Source organism: Eubacterium sp. BIOML-A2 (assembly GCF_009680135.1).
GTDB lineage: Bacteria > Bacillota > Clostridia > Lachnospirales > Lachnospiraceae > Faecalicatena > Faecalicatena contortus_B.
Window position 1 is genome coordinate 1 of the sequence record NZ_WKZK01000079.1, and the last position, 22,101, is coordinate 22,101.

A 22,101-nucleotide genomic window follows, 5' to 3' on the forward strand; every position below is an offset into this window, starting at 1 on the left:
ACAATTCGACTTACCACCTGTTGAATCGACTTACCTATCTCCTGAAACAAAAGACTTACCTATCTCCTGACTGGTCATGTAACCCAATCCCCCGCCTCCTCCCCCTTCTGGTCAGGCGGCCCCATACCAGCCAACCCCCCCCCCACTTCACATTTCCCCCGACATATGTTAGAATGTGGATTAAATGGTTACAATCTGATTAATTAGTGGAAAAAGGCAGGTAATTTATGAATTTGGACAAAGAGAATTTGAAGAAGATCAGGGGCCTGATTTTGTTTACGATTGTGGTACTGATTGTTCTGTGGAAGTATAGTCTTGTTTTGGATGCTCTGGGCTTTGTGCTGGGGATTGTATTTCCTTTTCTGCTGGGCGGCGCAATTGCTTTTATATTGAATGTTCCGATGCATTTTTTGGAGAAGACTTTGTTTTCTAATAAGAAGACAGCAGGGAAGACCTGGGCGCAGAAACTTGCAAGGCCTCTCAGCCTGGTGCTTACAATATTGTTTGTGCTTGGGGTGATATCTCTTGTTATATTTGTTGTGGTTCCGAAGCTGGGAAGCACCGTTTATTCTTTGGGGGCCAGCATCCAGGACTTTGTACCGAAAGTGCAGCATTGGGTGGAAGAACTGTTTGATAATAATAAGGAAATTGTGTCGTTGATTAATGATGTTAAGATTGATTGGGACAAAATACTTAACGGTATGATGCAGTTTTTTAAAAATGGGGCCGGCAGTGTGCTGGGGTCTACTTTTACGGTGGCTAAAAGCATTGTGAGCGGTATGACTACTTTTGTGATTGCCTTTGTATTTGCATGTTATATTCTGCTTCAGAAGGAACGGCTGAATATTCAGATCCGTAAGGTTATGTATGCCTATCTGAAGAAAGGTCTTGTGAAAAAGGTGCTGGATGTTTGTTCCCTGACTTATAAAACGTTTTCCAGTTTCCTGACCGGGCAGTGCGTGGAGGCGGTGATACTGGGAACCATGTTTGTCATTGCCATGACGATTTTTCGGCTGCCTTATGCGCTGCTGGTGGGGGTTCTGATTGCCTTTACCGCGTTGATTCCGATTTTTGGTGCTTTTATCGGATGCATTGTGGGGGCGTTTCTGATTCTTATGGATGCGCCGATGAAGGCAGTTATCTTTGTGATTATGTTCCTTGTTCTCCAGCAGATTGAAGGAAATCTGATCTATCCGAAGGTGGTGGGCAGCTCTGTAGGGCTTCCGTCCATCTGGGTGCTGGCGGCGGTCAGTATTGGGGGCAGCCTTATGGGGGTTGTCGGCATGCTGGTATTCATTCCGATCGTATCTGTGCTTTATACGCTTTTACGGAATAATGTTTACGGGCGTCTGGATAAAAGAGGGTTTTCTGTTGACAATAGTTCCGGTGAACTGAGGCTCAGGAAAGAGAATACTGGGAAAGAAAACTAAAAGTAGAATAATAGGCGAAAAAGTGCTATACTAGAAATATTGGCAGAGAGTTTTATGCAACTTTTTAGTAAGTTATATGAGGAAGAAAAGCATGAGTAAAAAGAATATGCGATTGAAGGGGCAGCTTAGGATGTATATGCAGTGGCCGCTGATTATGACGGTGCTGCTGATAGCCATGAATGTCTGGATGTACATGATTGACAAGCGGGCAGGCCTTATGATGTCGGTCTTTATCGTAATCTATCTGGTGATTGCAGGGCTTTTGTATTTTTACAACAGGTCCCTGATTCTGGCGGATCTGATCCAGTTTTCTACCCAATATAAAGGGATTCAGAATACGCTGCTGAAGGAACTGGCAGTCCCGTATGCAATCACGCTGGAGGATGGGCGTATCCTGTGGAAGAACGACAGCTTTTCCCATATGGTGGAAAGCCAGAAACGGGAGAAGTATCTGAACAAGCTGATTCCTGAGCTTAACAACGGGGTCTTCCCCAAGGATGACAATGACCATGTAGAGCTTGAAGTCACATACAGAGAACGGGATTACCAGGTTGTGCTGCGCCGGGTTTCTCTGGAAGGGTTCAGTGAAGCGGAACAGCTGCTGCAGATTCCAAGTGATAAGGAATTTTTCATTGCGGTATATATGAAGGATGTTACGGAGCTGAATTCTTATATTAAAGAGATTGAGGATCAAAGGCTGATTGCCGGCCTGATTTACATTGACAATTATGATGAAGTAATGGAAAGTGTGGAGGAAGTCCGCCAATCACTGCTGGTTGCGCTGATAGACAGGAAGATCAACAAATATATCGGCGATGTGGACGGGATTGTCAAGAAGCTGGAGAAGGACAAGTATTTTATTGCGATTAAGAAGGAGAGTTACCGGTCGATTGAGGCTGATAAGTTTTCCCTTCTGGAAGATGTAAAACAGGTGAATATCGGGAATGCCCGTTCTGCGACTCTGAGTATTGGTCTGGGGCTGAATACTTCAACCTATGCCCAGAGCTATAACTTTGCCCGCGTGGCCATAGATCTGGCCCTGGCGCGTGGCGGTGACCAGGCTGTCATCAAAGATTGCAAAGGAATTACATATTTCGGAGGCAAAAAGGAACAGACAGCGAAGAATACCCGCGTAAAGGCGCGTGTTAAGGCGGAAGCCCTGCGTGAGTTTATTGTGGCAAAAGACCAGGTTATCGTGATGGGTCATAAGATTGCGGATGCGGATTCACTTGGAGCCTGTATGGGCATCTACCGGGCAGCGGTGGAACTCGAAAAGAAAGCTCATGTTGTGATCAACGAGGTGACGACTTCTGTGCGCCCTCTGTACGATGAGATTGCAGAGAGCCCGGCTTATGGCAAGGACATTTTCCTGACTTCAGAGCAGGCACTGGATTATATTACTGACAGTACCATGGTCATTGTCGTGGACACGAATAAGCCGCAGATGACGGAATGCCCGGAACTATTAAAGAAATCCCGTACCATAGCGGTGCTTGACCATCACAGACAGAGCAGCAACGTGATTGAGAATGCGGTGCTTTCCTATGTAGAGCCGTATTCTTCCTCCACCAGTGAGATGGTGGCTGAGGTGCTGCAGTATATTGTAGATGACATTAAGTTTCCGTCGGTTGAGGCGGACTGCCTGTATGCAGGGATTATGATTGATACCCGCAACTTTATGAACCGAACTGGAGTGCGCACCTTTGAGGCGGCGGCATTTTTGAGAAGGTGCGGAGCTGACATTACCCGCGTCAGAAAGATGTTCCGGGATGACATGGAATCTTACCGTGCCAAGGCGGAAGCAGTGCGTATGGCAGAGGTATACAGGGAAGAATATGCGATTGCGCAGTGTCCGGGTGACATTGACAGCCCGACAGTCCTGGCGGCGCAGGCTGCGAACGAACTGCTGGATATCAGCGGAATCAAGGCCTCTTTTGTGCTGACCGTCTATGAGGGCAGAATATATCTGAGCGCCCGTTCTATAGATGAGGTTAATGTACAGATTATCGCCGAAAAGCTCGGCGGCGGCGGCCATATCAATTCGGCCGGTGCACAGTTTGACCATACCAATATATTTGATGCAATCAGAAGGGTGAAAGAAACAATTGACCAGATGATAGAGGAAGGAGACATATAAATGAAAGTAATATTATTGCAGGATGTAAAATCACTTGGTAAAAAAGGCGAGATTGTCAATGTAAATGACGGATACGCAAGAAACTTTATTCTGCCGAAAAAACTTGGGCTCGAGGCAAATAATAAGAACATGAACGATCTGCGCCTGCAGAAGAAGAAGGAAGAGAAGATCGCACAGGACCATCTGGATGCGGCAAAACAGCTGGCAGCCAGTCTTAAGGACGGCAAGGTGGAGCTCGCCATCAAGGTGGGAGAGGGCGGTAGAACGTTCGGCTCCGTATCCAGCAAGGAAATTGCCGCCGCTGTAAAAGAACAGATGGGGCTGGACGTAGATAAGAAGAAGATTCAGCTGAAAGAGACGATTAAAACGCTTGGGATACACAATGTTCCGATTAAACTACATCCGGAAGTGACAGCCGAGTTAAAAGTTGCTGTCGTAGAAGAGGCATAAGGGGACTTGCTTTATGGAAATGGAAGCAGCGATTAAGAGAATACTCCCACACAGCGCAGAAGCAGAGCAGGCTGTCGTGGGAGCTATGCTGATGAACAAAGATGCAATTATGGCCGCATCCGAGATTATCACGGGAGAGGATTTTTATCAGACCGCTTACGGCATTTTGTTTGACTCTATGGTAGAGCTGTTTCAGGCAGGAAAACCGGTGGATTTGATTACGCTGCAGGAGCACCTGAAGGAAAAAGACGTGCCCCCTGAGATCAGCAGCATGGAGTTTGCAAGGGACCTGCTTGTAAGTGTGCAGACCTCTGCAAATGTAAAATACTATGCAGAAATCGTACAGGAGAAGTCTACCCTGCGCAGACTGATTAAGGTCAACGAAGAAGTAGCGAACATATGCTACCAGGAAAACCGGCCGCTGGCAGAGATTCTTGACAAGGCGGAAAAAGGAGTATTTGAACTGGTAGAGAGGGGCAATGTCCAGGAATACACCCCGATCAAGCAGGTGGTGCTCAACGCCCTGGATGTGATAGAAAAGGCATCCAAGACAACGGGAAGCGTAACAGGTATTCCCACAGGATTCATCGACCTGGATTATAAACTGTCGGGTCTTCAGCGCTCAGACCTGGTCCTGGTCGCCGCAAGACCTTCCATGGGGAAGACTGCCTTCGTACTGAATATCGCCCAGCATGCGGCATTCAGACAGAATCTGGGCGTGGCAATCTTCAGTCTGGAGATGTCAAAAGAACAGCTGGTGAACCGTCTGTTCTCCCTGGAAGCCCATGTAGACGCCCAGCTACTGCGTACCGGTAACTTAAAGGACACAGACTGGGAAAAACTGATAGAAGGAGCCGGGAGAATCGGAAAATCCCGGCTTGTCATAGACGATACGTCAGGTATCTCGATTACGGAAATGCGTTCCAAGTGCAGAAAATATAAGCTGGAACTCGGCCTGGACCTGATCATCATCGACTACCTGCAGCTGATGAGCGGAAGCGGCGGCAAAAGCAACGAGAGCCGCCAGCAGGAGATCTCCGAGATCTCCCGTTCTCTCAAAGGCCTCGCAAGGGAACTGAATGTGCCGGTTATCGCACTGTCGCAGCTAAGCCGTGCCGTAGAACAGAGAACCGACAAGCGCCCCATGCTCTCCGACCTTCGTGAGTCCGGAGCCATCGAGCAGGACGCCGACGTATGCATGTTCATTTACCGTGAGGATTACTATATCCCTGATACCGAAGACAAAGGAATCGCGGAGATCATCATTGCAAAACAAAGAAACGGGCCGGTGGGAACAGTACGGCTTGCATGGATGCCGCAATACACGCGTTTCGGGAATGAGTTGAGGCAGGAGTAGAATTAAAGGGGGCCGCTGAGTGAAAGAGGAGTCTGGTACCGGCGGGACTTTACATGCCGTTTTAAACTCCGCACCGCCTGCCAAGAGCCCGTAACAGTAAAAATGAGGAAAATGGAGGGACTAGCCGCATTTGGCCCAAAATCTTATGATTTTGATCCAAAGGCGGCTATTGGATTTGATTTTGTGAATCAAATCCAACCCTCCATTTTCCTCATTTTTACTGCAACGGGCTCTAAGCAGGCTATAAGGAGTTTAAAACGGCATGTAAAGTCCCGCCGGTACCAGACTCCTCTTTCACTCAGCTAGGCGCACCCAATCGGTAGGAACGTCTGGTGGGACTGTGTGGCGGGGAAGAAGGATGGGGATGGACTGCCGGCAAGGAGTTTTCTTCGGAACCTTCTTGGGTGGGAAAGTGCTTGGGGATGAGTCATGCGAAAATACGATCCACCTCCCCCTCACATCACACGGCCCGTCTCCTACCCCCTAAATGAGAACCGCCCCGCCAACTCTTTGAGGAGCTGTGCCTGTGCGGAGAGTTCTTCGCTTGCCGCTGCGCTTTCTTCTGCGGTGGCTGAGTTGGTCTGGATGATGTCGGAGATCTGGTTGATTCCACTTGTTACCTGGCGGATGGAATCGGACTGATCCTGGGATGCACTGGATATGCTGCTGATGGAGGTGGCGACTTTGTCCACTCCTTCCATAACCTTCTGTATAGCCTGGGCTGTTTCTGCGGCTATTTTGGCTCCTGCCTCTGCGGCGGTTAAGGAATCGTTTATCAGGGTATTGGTGTTGGTAGATGCTTGTGCACTTTTGGCGGCAAGGCTGCGGATCTCTTCAGCCACTACGGCAAACCCTTTGCCGGCCGCTCCCGCGCGTGCTGCCTCTACGGATGCATTCAGAGAGAGGATATTGGTCTGAAATGCGATCTCTTGTATGGTTTTGAGAATTTTCCGTATTTCCCGGGAACTGCGGACGATATTGTTCATTGCAGCTAAAAGCTCCTGCATCTGCTGATTGCCTGCGTCAGCTTCATTTTTGACGGCTCCGGCATCTTTGCTGGCTTCGAGGGCGTTAAGGGCATTTTGTGATACATGTCTCGAAATTTCGTTGATTGTGGCTGCCAGCTCTTCCACGGAACCGGCCTGTTCGGATGCGCCCAGGGACAATTCCTGCGCGCTTGTGGACACCTGCTCGGCCCCGGAAGAAACCTGGTCTGCGACAGTGTTAATCTGCCCCAGGGCGTTGTTCAGTGAAAGCAGAATCTGTTCCAGCGCATCCCGGATCGCCGTAAAATCACCGGTGTATTGCCCGGTTACTTCGACGTTGAGATTGCCGTCTGAGATTTCCTTTAGAACATGGGCCATGTCTAAGATAATCTCCCTGAGGGTGTGAGTGGACGAGCGGATACTGTCTGCAAGCTGGCCAATCTCATCATCACTGTGGATATCCACATCAATGGAAAGGCTGCCCTCGGAAAAGCTGTGCATATCGGTACTGATGTCTGCGAGCGGTTTAATCATCCTCCGGACTGTCCTCAGGATGACAAAGATCAGCAGGGCAATTATCAGGATGGATACAACCGCAAGTACAGTGATCAGCTGATTGCGGGGAGCATTCACTTCGGACACCGGAAGCGTTGCGATAGCCAGCCAGCCGGTGGTTCGGGATACCCGGGACATGGAGACATAATCAATGCCGTCATACTTAAACTTCATGCTGCCGGTATTTTTGTTTAGAACATTCGTCTTATATTGCTCACTGATATCCAATTCCGTTACATTTTTACCCGTTGCAGCAGGATCATTACTATAAATATAGTCGGAACTGTTGGATATCAGTTCCAGATAGCCGTTCTCCCCAACATGTATATTGGACAGAGACTCTGCCAGGCTGTCAAGAAACACATCGAGACCTATAAATCCTATTACATGATCAGTCTGGGCATCAAACACGGGAGCCACAATGGATATGATGGAACGATCTGTGGCTGGATCCTGATAAGGTTCGCTGATAGCTGCCGTTTTACTGGAAAGAACGGTTTCATACCACGGCAGGTCTTTCAGTGAGAAAGGGACAACACGCCCTGTGGATAGCAGGAACCGGTCTGTTCGGTCGTCAGCCAGCCATGCCTCCTGTGCATTTTCACCGGCCATCCTCCCTAATATCTCCGACAGATGGACGGTCAATTCCTCCTTGCCGGGATAGGACTCAATATCCTGAGGAGTGCTTACAGACAGGAAATATTCCTGCAGTTCTTCGTTTGTCTCGAACATACTGACAGCGGCTTCCTTGCTGCTGAAGAAATCATCAACGATGGATACAGCATAATCGGACTGAGCATTCAGGATTTTATCATTGAGGGATTCAATGGAGCGTACGGCTACACCACATGAGACGACAATTAAAATGGCCAGTAAAGGAACCAGAATGATGACAAGGCTTGTATTGAGCTTAGCGGAAATAGATCTGCTTCTTTGGGTCTCACTGTTTCTTATTTTCTTTATCATAGGGTTCCTCCGATTTCCGGCTAATATGGGTCTGCTTATGTATTCTCAGCTCCAGGCACCATTTAACTGGCTGTCAGGGCATTCAGGGCACAGGCTGTAAACAGGGATTTAGATTTAGAAATGTACTCTTTTTATTATAACATGGCAAGAGGAAAAAACAAGTAAATGCAGATGGAAGGACATTGCAAAAAAGGCGGAAATTATTATTCCGCCCTTTAAAAATGCCGTGTCAGTCACGGACATTCTGATTGAGTTGTTATGTAAGCAGTTTCTTGAGCTTACCAAATGGATTTTCCCGCGCTGCTTCGCGGCGGTTCGCCTGCTGCTGCCGGATGAGGCAGTCCAATTTGCGGAAGTGTTCTTCTTCCTGACGTTCCTTGGCCTGAAACATAAAATCCATCTCCCGGATGACGTCTTGTGTGACCGTACTGGTGATGTCTTTTTTGAGGGTCTCGTTGTTGGTTGTTACCACTTCCGTCAGCACATCACCGATCAGTGAACGTACCTGTTCAAGCTGCGTAATAGGAATGACTTCTGCCTGGGCTACAGTCAGGGCAGCGCTTTCTGCCTTTTGCCCGGACGGACTGTCTGGTGCAGCTGCCGTAAGCGGCAGGGATGCCTTTCCCGGAGAGGCTGCCTGCTTGTCCGGCTCCTTTTTCGGGGAACTGCTATTTGAGAAAACCGCTTTCTTAATTGCCGAGGAGGCTGCTTTTTCTTCAGGCTTTGCTGGTTTTTCTGAGGATTTTGCCTTGACCGGCTCCTGATCAGTAGATTTTTGAAGTTTTAAACGTGTTTCTCTTAATTCTGGGATGAGTGGTTTTAAGTCTTTCAGAAGCATCCCTTCATCTTTCAGTTTTTTAATACAGCGGAAAAGTTGTATATCATCTTTCGTATAATATCGATGCCCCATTTCTGTGCGCCCGATTTCCAGATTCAGCTCTTCTTCCCAATAGCGCAGTACGTGGGATTCGACTTTAACCTGTTTGGCGGCCTCAGAAATCATAAACCTGACTTCACCCATATTATACCTATACCTCCTTAAAAAATGGTGCCTTAATATATTCTTCGCTCTGTGTTATTATACCATAGGAGTGTGAAGGACAAGCCAGAAATCGTTCGTCAAATTCTGTCAGAAAATTTAAGAAGGTTACTGTGCACACCCTACGGGCGTGCACAGTAACGGCATCTGCCCATCTAAAGTCGCCTACGGCGAGGGGCAGATGCCCCGAGACCATCACTTCATCGGCTCCGATGCCGTGCAGCGAGGTGCACGGCACGGTCTGAACAGTAACTTAAGAAGGGCTGCCGATTATTCTGAAGTTGTGTATGAAGTTATTGAAGGCCGTCCTCAAGTTAATACTGAAGCATAAAAATACCGCTTTTGGAGGCGGTATTTTGCTTTGTGGTCACTTTGCGATATATGGTGCAAAGGGGTCAGACCCCTTTGCAGGTTTCTTCCAGCAGAAAGGCCTGAACTTCATAAGGCCTTAATAAACAATCGCTTGGGATCTGAGTGTCTTCATAGTTTGAGATATAAAGTTCGCTCTGCGCATAGTGGATATCTTCAGGCATCCTGAATTCGGCGCAGGAGCCAGTGATATTTGCGACAGTGAGCAACAGGGTATGTCCAAGCCGGCGGGTGAAGACAAACAATTCCTGTGAGTCCTTGTAATATTCTCTGTAATCGCCATAAACAGCAACAGGGGTTTTATGGCGGAGTTTTATGAGTTTTTTATAAAAATGATATATGGAATCAGGGTTCTCCATAGAATCCCGCACATTGATTGTTTGAAAGTTAGGATTTACATTAAGCCAGGGATTTCCCGTAGTAAATCCAGCATTTGCGGCTCTGTCCCATTGCATAGGGGTTCTGGCATTATCTCTTCCAACTGCATTAATTTCAGCAAGCAACTGTTCCTCGGAAGCCTGTCTGCTGTGCAGCTTTTCATAATAATTGCCTACTGACATGATATCATTTACTTCTTGAATGCTATTTACCTTAAGATTGGTCATGCCGATTTCTTCTCCCTGATAGATAAAGGGGGTGCCCTGCTGCAGGTGCATGACCGCGGCCAGCATCTTCGCGCTTTCTGACCAATACTCTTTGTCATCCCCAAACTTAGAGACCTGGCGCGGCTGGTCGTGGTTTGAGAGATACAGGCTGTTCCATCCTTTTCCGAGTAATCCCGTCTGCCATTTAGAAAGCATTTTTTTCAAAGTGTATGTGCAGGCTCTGGATAAACAGATTCCATTTTCATCTTTCTCAGGTTCAATATCAACGTGGTCGAACTGAAATACCATATTTACTTCATGAGAGGCTTCGTTCGTAAATTTTATAGCGTCCTGAATAGTCACATCGCCTGTCTCGCCAACAGTCATAAGATCATAGCGGGAAAATACTTGTTCGTTCATCTCCCGAATATAGCTGTGGGTTTTTTCTATACTCGCAAAATGTTCAATTCCCACTGGAGCTCCGGATGCGGAGCGTTGAATATTCCCATCAGGCAGCCCGGGCTCCTTCCCATATGCATGCATGACATCCAGCCTGAAACCATCCACTCCTTTATCGGCCCAGAACCGCATCATTTTATAGATTTCCTGTCTGAGCGCCGGATTATCCCAGTTCAGGTCGGGCTGCTCTTTACTGAACAGATGAAGGTAGCATTGATCTGTAATTGGGCTGTATTCCCAGGCGGAGCCTCCAAAGTAAGATGTCCAGTTATTGGGGACCTGCCCATTTTCTTTTCTGTCTTTCCATATAAAAAAGTCACGGTATGGGCTGTTCTTACTTTGCAATGCATCCTGGAACCAGATGTGGGATGAGGAACAGTGGTTAACCACCAGATCCATAACCAGCTTTAATCCGCGTTTATGCATTTCACTAAGCAGGTGATCCCAGTCATCCATAGTGCCAAATCGTTTGTCTATCTTATAATAATCAGAAATATCGTAACCGTTATCCACATAGGGAGATTCAAAATAGGGGGATATCCAGACCACATCCACTCCCAAATCAACGAGATAATCCAGTTTTTCAGCTATGCCTCTGAGATCGCCAATGCCATCCCCATTTGAATCACAAAAACTGGCGGGGTAAATTTGGTAGACAACAGCTTCTTTCCACCAGGCTTTTTTTAGTTTTTCCATAGTTAACTCCTCCTTTTCAAAGTGTGAGTACTCAGTGTTTCACCAGCAGATATGCAGATGCCTCATAGGGGCGCAGGACACAGTCATGGGGCGACTGACCAGTGGGATAATTCGAAATATAAAGCGAGCTTTTTGTATAGGAGACTGCTCCCGGCACTTTGTATTCCACACGTTCCGCCGTCATATTCGCAGTGACCAGAAGCACCTGGTTTCCCAGTGAGCGGGTAAAGCAGAAAATGGAGTCGCTATCCCGGTAGAATTCCGTAAAACTGCCGTATACGACTATGGGATACTGCGATCTTAGGTGGATTAACTTCCGATAGTAATGATAGATAGAATCCTCACAGTTTAATTGTGATTCTACATTAATCTCTTTATAATTTTTATTCACATGAAGCCAGGGGGTGTTTTCGGAAAACCCTGCATTGGCAGTGCGGTTCCATTGCATAGGGGTTCGGCTGTTATCCCGGCCCCTCCGGCTAATTCCTGCAAGCATCTCCTCACGAGTTGCCAGGCCCTGTGATAGATATTCATTGTATGCATGGATCGATTCAATATCCTGAACCTCGCTTATATCATGGACGGGGCAGTTTGTCATGCCAATCTCTTCTCCCTGATAGACAAAGGGAGTTCCCTTTTGCAGGTGCATAATAGTTGCCAGCATCTTGGCGCTCTCTGCCCAGTATGTTTCATCATTACCAAATCTGGAGACCTGCCGCGGCTGGTCGTGGTTTGACAGATAGAGGCTGTTCCAGCCTTCAAGATCCAGCCCCCGCTGCCAGTCCGCCAGACAGCTTTTGAAAGCTCTTACGGGGAGCGGGGAATCAGCCAGCCATCGCTCCTCATATACGCTGTCGATATTAACATGCTGGAATTGAAAAACCGTATTCACCTCTTCTGCGGCTTCTGCGGTATATCGCAAGGCATCATCTATAGTGATCCCGTCGGTTTCTCCAACGGTAAAGATATCGTATTTAGAGAAAACCTCCCGGTTCATTTCTTTCATATAAGCGTGGTTTAAAGGAAGCGAAGAAAAGTGTTCCGCTCCAACTGGAAGGGTTCCATCCATCCGGCCGTCGGGCAGGCCGGGTGTTTTCCCATACGCATGCATGACATCCAGACGGAAGCCATCCACGCCTTTGCCGATCCAGTAGTGCATGATATCGTAAATCTCCTCACGAAGCCGTGGATTTTCCCAGTTGAGATCAGGTTGTTCCTTTGAAAAAAGATGGAGATAATACTGGTTTGTCAAGGGTTCGTATTCCCATGCCGGGCCGTTAAAATAAGAGGTCCAGTTATTAGGCGGCATGCCATCCGGTTTTGGGTCTTTCCAGATAAAATAGTCTCTATAAGGGTTATCCTTGCTTTTCTTGGCTTCCTGGAACCACTTGTGCTGATCAGAACAGTGATTTACTACCAAATCCATAATCAGCTTAAGCCCTCGATTATGCATTTCACGGAGCATATTTTCCCAGTCCTCCATTGTACCAAACCGTGGATCGATTGCCCTGTAGTCTGATATATCATACCCATTGTCAATATAGGGGGATTTAAAATACGGAGAAATCCATATAATCCGGATCCCCAGGCTGCACAGATAGTCCAGCTTCTGTGTAATGCCATTAATATCACCAAAACCATCATTATTAGAATCATTGAAACTGGCCGGATAAATCTGATATACCACAGCCTCTTTCCACCAATCAGCGGTCATTTTTAATACCTCCTTATTATAAAATAAATACGCGCTTTTTAACTTGTTACATCATTTAGCCATTTATAGGAGAAATAACGTTTCATGGCAAATGGGAATTTCACGAGTTCATCACAGACTAAAAACATATAAATTATTGGAAAAGGAAGCTTCCAGATAAATGCGGACAGCCATCCGAAAAGTAATGCGATCCCCCAAAGTGACACCAGATCCATAATCATCCCAGCCTTTGTGTCGCCGCCCGAGCGGAGGATACCCAAAACAATGGTACTGTTGATACTTTGGAAAATGCATATAAAGCTGATCAGTGCAGTCATAATTTTTAAATAATTCCCGGATTGTGGGCTAAGGCGTATGAAAGAACCCGAAGCAAATGCGAGAATTAAAATTGCGGCAGCCCCCAAACAGCCAAATACGACAGAAAGCTTTATAAAGTTTCTGGAATAATTTAAAACTAATGGCCGGTTGCCTTCGCCTATGGTTTTGCCGGTTATGATGGCCGCGGCAGATGCAAGCCCTGTTGAAAAAATCATGGAAAGCTGCCTTAATACTGTGATGACCGAATTAGCGGCAACTATATTTTGGCCAAGATGTCCTATAATAGAAGCAAGCACGGTGTACCCAAGACCCCAGGCCAGCTCATTCATAAGCACCGGAAGCGCAAAGTGAAAAAATCTTCTGACTAATGCAATATTTTTTACGTATAGACTACGGAGATGGAATCGCGCCGTGCGGTTATATTTTTTCTCATATATCCATGCCAAAACCAGCTCAGATAAGCGTGCTCCGCATGTACCGGCTGCGGCCCCGGCAGTCCCTAAAGCAGGGCTACCAAAATGACCAAATATAAATACGTAATTCAGAAATACATTAATCAGGAGCGAAAACAGGTAAATAATAGAAGATATTTTCACATGCTCCATGCTTCTCATGATACTTAGATAGATAAAAGTACAACAATTTAAGGGATAAGAAAAACATACAATCCGCAGATATTGTGCTCCCTGATCTGCAATTACCGGATCTGAAGTGAAAAGGCCCATAACTGACAAGGGAGCGCAAAATGCAGTAACCGTAAAGATTACGGAAACAAAAAGGCCGGCACATAAAGAGAATCCCATAAGTTCTTCTATTGAGCGTAAATCTTTCTTACCCCAGTATTGGGAGCAGAGAATAGAAGCGCCGGAGGAGATCCCTATGAGAATCAGGTTCAGCAGGAAGGAAATCTGACCAGCCAGCGATACCCCTGCAATAGCAGATTCGCTTACTCTTCCAAGCATCATAATATCAGCAGATGTAATACAGGCATTGATGAGCTGCTGCACAGCTATGGGCAGTACCAAAGTAAAAACCATACGGTAAAAGGCGCGGTCTATTCTGGGAGAATACACAAGTTAACACCTCCTAAAGGTTAAGCGCATAACCTAATGATTAGATGTATCTTAACACGGCGGCATAACTGTGTCAATATAGATATTTTATATTTTGTTAATCATGAGACGATACCGATTTTCTTACAACCAGATCAACCTTAAAGTGTGTTTGGGAATGCGGCGGCTCCTCTCCTTTGATGAATGAAAGGAGGGAATGGACGGCAACAGCCCCCTTTTTATGGATATTCTGCCGGACAGTCGTAAGCTGCGGGCGGCACATCTCACTCAGGTAACTGCAGTCATAACCGGCAATGGAGATATCTTCAGGTATTCGAACACCGGCATCCTGGAGAAAGCCCATAGCTTCAGCCGCAAAATAATCGGATACAAAAAACAAAGCCGTATGGTCTCTCAAACCGGAATTGGAATCTGTATAAAGTTTCCTGCGGGCCTCTTTGGTTGCAGGAAGCAGCTGATGAGACAGACCGGCGAGTGATGTTTTATTTTTTTGATAAGCATTACGGACGCCTTGCAGACGAAGGGCTGAGATGGGATCATCGGTATCGGTTAAATACATGATTTTATGATGACCGTTCTGAATCAGGTAATCGGTCATTAGAAACCCGCCAAATTCATCGTCGGCTCCTATGTTTACCAGATCCGGGATATCACCACAGGGGGAATCGATAAAGAGGAACGGTTTATCCAGCTTTTTCTTTAAAGCGAGATATTTCTTGGGGGTAATGCCGGACCAGTTGAGTATAATTAGCCCGTCCACATTCCATTCCGCCGCCAGCTTCTGAATGGCTGATTCATCAGGTACGGTCTTAAGCAGCATGTAATATCCATTTGCACTGATCTCTGCCTCAATAGAACTTAGGATTTCCGCGTAAAAGGGATCGGCTATGACTTCCCGGTCATATTTATAGAAATCCTGCAGTATGACTCCAATTAACCGGGACTGCTTTCCGGCAAGCATCCTTGCCCCCATGTTAGGGACATAATTCATCTCTTCTAGTACTTTTTTAATTTTTTTCTGCGTCTCTGCAGAGACGTGTGATGTTTTTCCGTGCAGCACATACGATACAGCGGCGGTACTTACGCCAGCACGTTCGGCAATATCTTTGATTCTCATATAATCACTCCTTTATATCAAACACTTTATACGACGAAGGACTGCAGCCGGTATATTTTGTAAAAACAGTCGTAAAATAAGCCGGTTCCTCGATTCCCACCATGGAAGCAATCTCTGTAATCTTATACTTACCGCTTTCTAAGAGCACCTTCGCGTGTTCGATCCGATAATAGTTAAGTGCGTGGATGATAGAGTGGCCGGTGCAGTTTTTATAAGTACGGCTTAGATAACTGCTGTTCATATGAAGGGCATGCGCGATATCATCGATTCTGACGGGCTGGTCAAAATGGCGTTGGATATAGGCGCTGATTTCCAGCACAGGGACCGGAATCCTGCTTGCAGGACAGACTTTTAGGTAAATACATTTACCGGCAAAGTCGAGAAGAGAATCCACCAGCCCCGCTGCAGAGGCAGAATTTTTCAGCCTGGCCAGAGTCAAATCTTTTATTGAATGAAATTGATACATACTGTCTACAGGACTATACAACTTGTCCCAGCAGAGTGTGCATACATTAATTGCCATATTTTTTAATTTATTTAAAGAATACTGTCTGCTTTCAAGTTCACCAAAAAAATACGTCAAAAGGCCCGCACACGCTGCCTTGTCCCCGGCGCAGATATTTTCTGTAAAAGCGGTGGTTATCTCGAGAGGATCTAACAGCTGACCAGTACTTCCGCCGGGAAATTCCGCAAGGCCATGCGCTGCATTCAAAACATCGCTGTCTGCTGCGTCTATACATTCGTAAAGTGCAGTGGGAAATTCAGCAATATTCTGATGCACAGAAGAATAGGAGATGCTGATCCCACAGGCAAAAAGTGTCTTCGCAGCGGAGATGATGCTCTCACCGAATTCGGGCATCTGTGGCAGCCGGACTGTATTTTCCGTATAAAGAAGCACGTAAACGGAATTCTGTGCATCACTTTTTACAGCGGATGGGAAAGGCTCAGCAGCAGTTTTAATAAAGCCAATGATCTTTTCAAACATGCGCGTCTGTTCCTCTTCATGGGGGGACTTATCAGCACAGATCGAGAACTTAACGGCCATATACTGCTGAGGCTGCAGCTGCATCTGGCAAAACCAGTATTGAATGTCTTCCAGGCTGGTGATGGCCGATGTGGCAATTCCAGAAATGAGGGCAGAAAATGCTCGTGAAGAACAGCTGATTTTCGCCTTCTCGTTTTCCAGCAGAGCGTACACCTTTTTCACAGATACGGGAAGCTGACTGATAAAATCTGATTTTACGATATAATCAGACACGCCTGCCCTGAGAGCGTCTACCGCCAGATCAAAGTCTGAAAAGGCGGTTAATATGATAATCTTAGTGGCGGGAGAGAGCGCATGTACCTCACGGGCAAGCTCTATGCCAGACATTTCGGGCATCTTGATATCTGTTACGACAAGGTCCACAGGATGTTCCCTGAAAAAATCAAGTGCTTCGGGAGCGTTAGAAAAATCACCCTCCAATTGGAATCCGAGATTGATCCAATCAATAATATTGCAGATCCCCTTTCTAAGGATCGCCTCATCTTCTACGATAATTAAGCGGAACATAAGTTATTCCTCCCTTTCATTTTCAAGTGTCTTAGAATCCTGGTCTGGGCGGTCTTTCAGCACAGGAAGCTTAATAATGACAGTTGTACCGACACCGGAAGAACTTTGAAACTCCAGGCCATAAGAATCCCCAAACAGCAGATGAATGCGTTCAACTATATTTGAAATCCCGATATGCTGACGGCCGGAGTCATCCCCGGAAGAGTTTTTTAACGGATCGAAATCACAGCCGCAGCCGTTATCGGATACTTCAAAAAATAAATCCCCATTTTCCGTGTATATGTCTATTTTAATATAGTTAATTTTGTTAGAAGAATTTTCAATACCGTGGATTACAGCATTTTCAACAATCGGTTCCACACTCAGCCTGGGAATGTAATAGTTTAGAATCTGCTTATCCCGGACATTTATTTCGCAGCTAAGGCGTTCCTGAAAACGAAGCTGCTGGATATACAGATAACTTTTTATCCATTCATATTCCTTTTCTACAACCGTATATAAATCACCCTTCAATGATCCGGTCAGATTCGCCGTTACGAGTACATTAAGGGAACTAATCATCTGATAGACTTCCGAGTCGTTGTTAAGCAGTGCGGAGACTCCAATGGTAGTCAGCGTATTTGTTAAAAAATGAGGGTTCATCTGCGAATGCAAAAGCCGGATTTCCGATTCTTTCAAAAGCAGCTCATTTTTATACACCTTCGCGATCAGATCTTCAAATTCACCGGTCATTTTATTAAAGGTAAAACTGATCCTGTTCAAATCCGTTTCCTTGTACATTTTCATACGGGTTCGGTAATTTTGATTCCTCACCTCATTAAGGTTGGACACCATATCTTTGATAAAATACGTATAATTAGAAAAAGACCAGACTGCGATAAAAATAAAAGCCACCAGCAGGACTGCCATGATTGCAACATACTGCAGAAGCGTAACGGCGATTGGGGTGGTGATACTTTTCGTTGAGGTGAAGAGATTGACATGGAAGGGAGCGCTGGTGATCTGCCTTGAATAACCTAACGTGTCTTTCCCGGGATAGAGGGCCTTATTCTCTTCCAGATAACGATGATACTCCTGTCCAACCATAGCAGGCGTATTGCTGAATAAGACAATATCGTTCCGGTCAGTGACCGAAATTGTAACATCCGAAAGCAGTCCGGAAAATAACTCTTGAAAACAGGACTGGTTAATAACATAAAGAAAGAAGATGGTCTGGTTTCGATTATAATTCTGCGCCTGTTTAATAAAAAAGATGTCTTTAGAATCTTGACTGGGCGGTATAAATACAGCCGCATCGGATTCTTTTTCAAAGAGTACTTTGAGTTCTTCAAAGGTAAATATGGAGGAATTATAAGGCGTACTATAAGTATACAACGGTATTTCTGAGTTCTGGGAGATCAAGAAAGCCGTACTCAGCCCATAGGAATAGAAGGTATTGTCGAACAGGTTGTTATTCTTACAATCCTCCTGCATGGCGCGGGCGTTCTCCTGGAATTCGGGCAGATTTCGGTCAAAGCTGATTCTGCCGGCGAGCCAATTCTGCATAGTGGGGCTGGTAAGCAGTGATAACGCGCTGTTATTTATATCAGAAAAAGCCTTGTTTATACTAAAGCGCATCTGCTCTACCGAAGCCTCCATATTATCATAGGCGAGAGAGACTTGGGCATTATAGTAATGATAAAAAAACCAGCCGCCTTGTATGAGAAGAGCCAGGCTGATCAGGATAACTGAGAGTGAAATTATTTTACTGCGCATAGATATCCGGCGTTTCATACATATCCTCCGCTTGTGAATGATATTTCTTATAGTGTATCATCTGAAAATATTTCCGGCAAGTGCCGAAAAATATAAGTGCAAGGTAAAAAAAATATAAGGTTGAGGTAAAAAAAGTATATGCAGAAGACAGGGGACGATAATTGAGCAAATAGATGGGCAGTATATTTGATTAAAAATGAAAGAAATAAATGTTAATATATATCTATCAAATAACCACAAAACGAAAAGAGGAGAAAAGTTATGAAAAGAGTAGTTAAGAAATCTACAGCTGTGGCACTCGTAGGAATCTTAGCAGTATCCATGTTTGCAGGTGGATGCGCAAAGAAGAATGAAAGCAAAAAAGAAGGCGAAAAAGTCATTTTGCGCTATGCAACCAGCGCTGTTGGAACCAACCCCAATGCAGAATGCGAGAAAAAACTCATTGAACGGTTCAACGAAATGTATGGGGATGAAATCGAACTTGTAGTTGAAGAGCTGCCAAGTGACGGCGCATATCTGGACAAAATGAAAGTACTGGCGGCCACAAATGAGCTTCCGGATGTGGTGTATTCTATCAATGGGGTATTGGATCTTGCTGTTAAAAACGGACAGGCGATGGAACTGACGGATGTTCTGGAAGCTGATCCTGAATACAAGGAAGAGATAGGGGAAGACGCAATCGAAGCCGTACGCCAGCCGGACGGAGGGGTCTATTCCGTGGCAGATTCGAATACCCAGATTGGTTACTTTTACAATAAGGCAATGTTTGATGATTGTGGAATTGAGCCTGCCGAGACTTGGGATGAATTTATGGAAAACTGTAAGATTCTGAAAGAAAAAGGCTATACTCCGATTGCTCTGAATACGGGTGATAACTGCTGGGCGGCAAATCTGGTTCTGGCAGCGATGATTGGAACAGATGGTGAAGAGGGAAATAAATTCATGAATTCGGTTCATCCGGACTCCTATCAGAATGAATCTGTAGTGAAAGGGCTTACAATGATGCAGACTCTGCTTAAGGAATACACAACAGAGGATGCCGTTGGAGGCGGATATCCTGTAGCATCAAACAGCTTCTGTCAGGAAAAGACAGCTATGATCGCGAACGGCATGTGGGCAACTGCTGATTTTTCAAACCCGGAAGTAGCAGTAGACGGGCTGATGGATCGTATTGGAGTTGCAGCATTTCCAAACCAGAGCCTGATATCCAATTATGAGTTGGGATATTCTGTTTGCGCAAAAACAGACGAGACAAAGGATGCAGCTATAAAATTCCTGAAATGTATCACTGACGCGGAAGCACAGAAGATGCGGATGGAGATGACCGGAGTGGTTCCGCTTACTACGAATATAGAAATGACGGAAGAGTTTAAACAGGAGCAGCCTTTATTCGCATCATTAATGGAAATTAAGAAAGATGTGAAGGTAGAGTATAAAACAGTTGATTCTACAGCACTCCCCAGTGTTGTGAATGCTATGAGCAAATACTATCCGGAACTGGCATATGGAAACATTACACCTCAGGAGATGACCGTAAAGATGGATGAGGCAATAAAGGAAGCCGAATAAAAACGGCAGCACAGGACTTTCCGGTATGGAGCACATACCGGAAAGTTTATCTTATAGGAAAGTTCGCCTATAAGATAAAACAGCCCTCCCGGCGGGATGCGCACTGCGGCGTAAGAGGTAGATGTCGCGGTGCGACCGCCGCAGGCGCGAGTTTCGCAAGCGAAACTCTAATTTAAGAAAGGCGAAAAATCATGAAAATTAAAAAGAGATGGCTTATTATTTTTCTTGTCCCTGGAGTTTCACTGTTTATATTTATGTATGCGATCTCTCTGGTGACACTGGTGACTACATCGTTTACAGAATGGAGAATTGGGGTTTCTCCGACTTTTATCGGCCTGGATCATTATATCAGGATGTTTCAGGATCCTAATTTTTTTACTGCTTTTGGAAACACCATTGTCTGGATACTTCTGCAATGCACGCTGCATGTGGGGATCGCACTCGCATTTGCACTTGTTATAGCAAGAAAAAAGCGGTACTGCAAGTTCGTAAGAGGCGTATTTATGATCCCAAACATTATCTCTAGCGCTGCAATTGGTATGTTGTTTTTGTGTATACTGAATCCCAGCTTCGGCCCCGTGAACCAATTTTTAAGAGCCGTGGGTCTGGACTGTCTGGCAAAAAACTGGTTTGCAGATTCTAAAACGGCATTTTGGGCAGTTACCCTGACATGGCTTCCCTTTGCAGCTGTTAATGCGGCATTGATTTTAGCAGAAATGAGCTCGATTGATGAGGATATCTATGAGGCCGCTGCGATAGACGGAGCCAGTGAATCACAGAGAATGCGCTATATTACCCTGCCGCTTCTGCGTAACATTATAGGCACATGTACAATTCTTGCAGGTACCGGTATGCTTCACAAATTTGACACGATCATGATGACCACGGGCGGAGGGCCGGGTAACCGGACTATGAGTATGCCTCTGATGCTTTACAATGCGGCAATGCGTGACAATAATTTTGGCTATGGCAATGCGATCGGCGTGGTCATGATGCTTACAGGCCTGGTTCTGGTTTTTGCAGTAAACCGGATATACAAGGTCGGAGAGGTTAAATAAGCGGGGAGAGATTACATGAAGAAGAAAACGATCCAGATTATGATTGGAATTTTTGTGATATTGATATGTGTTATATCTGTAGGTCCTTTTTTGTGGGTTTTACTGTCATCCTTCAGGGGAAATGCAGATATATTGTCATCGGCGTCAATTTTTAACGGCCATTTCAGTTTTAAAAATTATTTTACAGCGTTTAAACTGGCTCCGATTGCACAGTTTTATAAGAACAGCGTTATTGTGACAGTTATGAGCACACTCATATGCCTGACGGTAATGAGTATGGCGTCCTATGTGATAGCCCGTTTTCAATTCAGAGGAAGAAAATTTTTACGCCTGATGTTTTCTATGGCTTTGCTGATCCCGGGTTCCGCGCTTTTGCTGCCGGTCTATAATACCGTGAAGACCATTGGGCTGTTGGATACGATCCCGGGCCTGATCCTTGTCTATTCTGGATTTGGGCTTACGACATCCCTGTTTATACTGAGCAGTTACTTTATGACAATCCCAAGGGAACTGGAGGAATCCGCGTATATTGACGGCGCAGGTTTTTTCAGAACATTTGCGACAATTATTATGCCCCTTGTAAAGCCTGCGCTGGCCACAGCCGGCGTGCTGCAGTTCATAGAAGCAAGGAATGAGTTCCAGTTTGCATTGACTTTGACGACGGGAAATGACAGCAGGACATTACCCGTAGCGCTTTATTATTTTAAAAGTGCATATGCAACAGACTACGGCGCCATGTTTGCTGCAACCATATTGATTATACTGCCCACGATTGTTATCTATTTTCTGATGCAGGAACAAGTTGTATCAGGAATGACTGCCGGAGCCGTAAAAGGGTAGGCGCGTCCAGAAAAGGGCGGTTGGTTTAGTGGGTGGAAATCCCATACGGCAAGGTGTAGCGAGCCACCGTTAGCGAG

Annotated in this window: 15 protein-coding genes; 7 read left to right on the top strand and 8 right to left on the bottom strand. The window is 45.8% G+C overall.

The genetic code is table 11. The features are described 5' to 3' along the window. The first annotated feature begins 227 nt into the window (after positions 1 to 227). The 4 genes from GKG43_RS20985 (at position 228) to dnaB (ending at position 5,374) form a co-directional block, all read left to right on the top strand. Positions 228 to 1,430 carry an AI-2E family transporter gene (locus GKG43_RS20985; protein WP_129879825.1) on the top strand — a complete coding sequence of 401 codons (1,203 nt, stop codon included), beginning with the start codon at positions 228 to 230 and terminating at the stop codon, positions 1,428 to 1,430. Between the two features lie 91 nt (positions 1,431 to 1,521). Continuing rightward, complete coding sequence (locus tag GKG43_RS20990; RefSeq protein ID WP_050640719.1) at positions 1,522 to 3,567, top strand: DHH family phosphoesterase; 2,046 nt, start codon at positions 1,522 to 1,524, stop codon at positions 3,565 to 3,567. Then, on the top strand, positions 3,568 to 4,017 hold the full coding sequence (rplI, locus tag GKG43_RS20995) for a 50S ribosomal protein L9 (RefSeq protein WP_050640718.1): 450 nt from the start codon (positions 3,568 to 3,570) through the stop codon (positions 4,015 to 4,017). Positions 4,018 to 4,030: 13 nt separating this feature from the next. Further along, entirely contained in the window at positions 4,031 to 5,374 is a 1,344-nt protein-coding gene (gene dnaB, locus GKG43_RS21000; RefSeq protein WP_025655816.1) for a replicative DNA helicase, read from the top strand. 476 nt (positions 5,375 to 5,850) lie between these two features. Here dnaB and GKG43_RS21005 read toward each other — a convergent pair whose 3' ends face one another. The 8 genes from GKG43_RS21005 to GKG43_RS21040 form a co-directional block, all read right to left on the bottom strand. Then, positions 5,851 to 7,881, bottom strand: a complete 2,031-nt coding sequence (locus GKG43_RS21005; RefSeq protein WP_055153737.1) for a methyl-accepting chemotaxis protein — start codon at positions 7,879 to 7,881, stop codon at positions 5,851 to 5,853. A gap of 256 nt (positions 7,882 to 8,137) precedes the next feature. After that, entirely contained in the window at positions 8,138 to 8,902 is a 765-nt protein-coding gene (locus GKG43_RS21010) for a helix-turn-helix domain-containing protein (RefSeq protein WP_050640715.1), read from the bottom strand. 413 nt (positions 8,903 to 9,315) lie between these two features. Next, on the bottom strand, positions 9,316 to 11,028 hold the full coding sequence (locus tag GKG43_RS21015; protein WP_055153735.1) for an alpha-glucosidase: 1,713 nt from the start codon (positions 11,026 to 11,028) through the stop codon (positions 9,316 to 9,318). Between the two features lie 31 nt (positions 11,029 to 11,059). Then, entirely contained in the window at positions 11,060 to 12,742 is a 1,683-nt protein-coding gene (locus tag GKG43_RS21020) for an alpha-glucosidase (RefSeq protein ID WP_055153733.1), read from the bottom strand. A 38-nt stretch (positions 12,743 to 12,780) separates the two neighbouring features. Then, positions 12,781 to 14,133, bottom strand: coding sequence for an MATE family efflux transporter (locus GKG43_RS21025; RefSeq protein WP_055153731.1), 1,353 nt, complete (start codon positions 14,131 to 14,133; stop codon positions 12,781 to 12,783). Between the two features lie 97 nt (positions 14,134 to 14,230). Beyond that, a complete protein-coding gene (locus tag GKG43_RS21030; RefSeq protein WP_055153729.1) occupies positions 14,231 to 15,250 on the bottom strand; it encodes a LacI family DNA-binding transcriptional regulator in 1,020 nt (339 codons plus the stop codon). A 4-nt stretch (positions 15,251 to 15,254) separates the two neighbouring features. Continuing rightward, a complete protein-coding gene (locus GKG43_RS21035; protein ID WP_055153728.1) occupies positions 15,255 to 16,802 on the bottom strand; it encodes a response regulator in 1,548 nt (515 codons plus the stop codon). A gap of 3 nt (positions 16,803 to 16,805) precedes the next feature. Further along, the gene (locus GKG43_RS21040) at positions 16,806 to 18,575 is read right to left on the bottom strand and encodes a histidine kinase (RefSeq protein WP_055153726.1); all 1,770 of its coding nucleotides are present in this window, start codon (positions 18,573 to 18,575) and stop codon (positions 16,806 to 16,808) included. Between the two features lie 243 nt (positions 18,576 to 18,818). Between GKG43_RS21040 and GKG43_RS21045 the strand changes: the two genes are divergently transcribed. The 3 genes from GKG43_RS21045 to GKG43_RS21055 all read left to right on the top strand — a co-directional run bounded on the left by GKG43_RS21045 (position 18,819) and on the right by GKG43_RS21055 (position 22,024). Beyond that, positions 18,819 to 20,126, top strand: a complete 1,308-nt coding sequence (locus tag GKG43_RS21045) for an extracellular solute-binding protein (protein WP_055153724.1) — start codon at positions 18,819 to 18,821, stop codon at positions 20,124 to 20,126. A 191-nt stretch (positions 20,127 to 20,317) separates the two neighbouring features. Further along, positions 20,318 to 21,184: a sugar ABC transporter permease gene (locus GKG43_RS21050; protein ID WP_055153722.1), complete on the top strand. Its 867-nt coding sequence runs from the start codon at positions 20,318 to 20,320 to the stop codon at positions 21,182 to 21,184. A 15-nt stretch (positions 21,185 to 21,199) separates the two neighbouring features. Further along, positions 21,200 to 22,024, top strand: a complete 825-nt coding sequence (locus tag GKG43_RS21055; protein ID WP_083487101.1) for a carbohydrate ABC transporter permease — start codon at positions 21,200 to 21,202, stop codon at positions 22,022 to 22,024. Positions 22,025 to 22,101 lie beyond the last annotated feature (77 nt).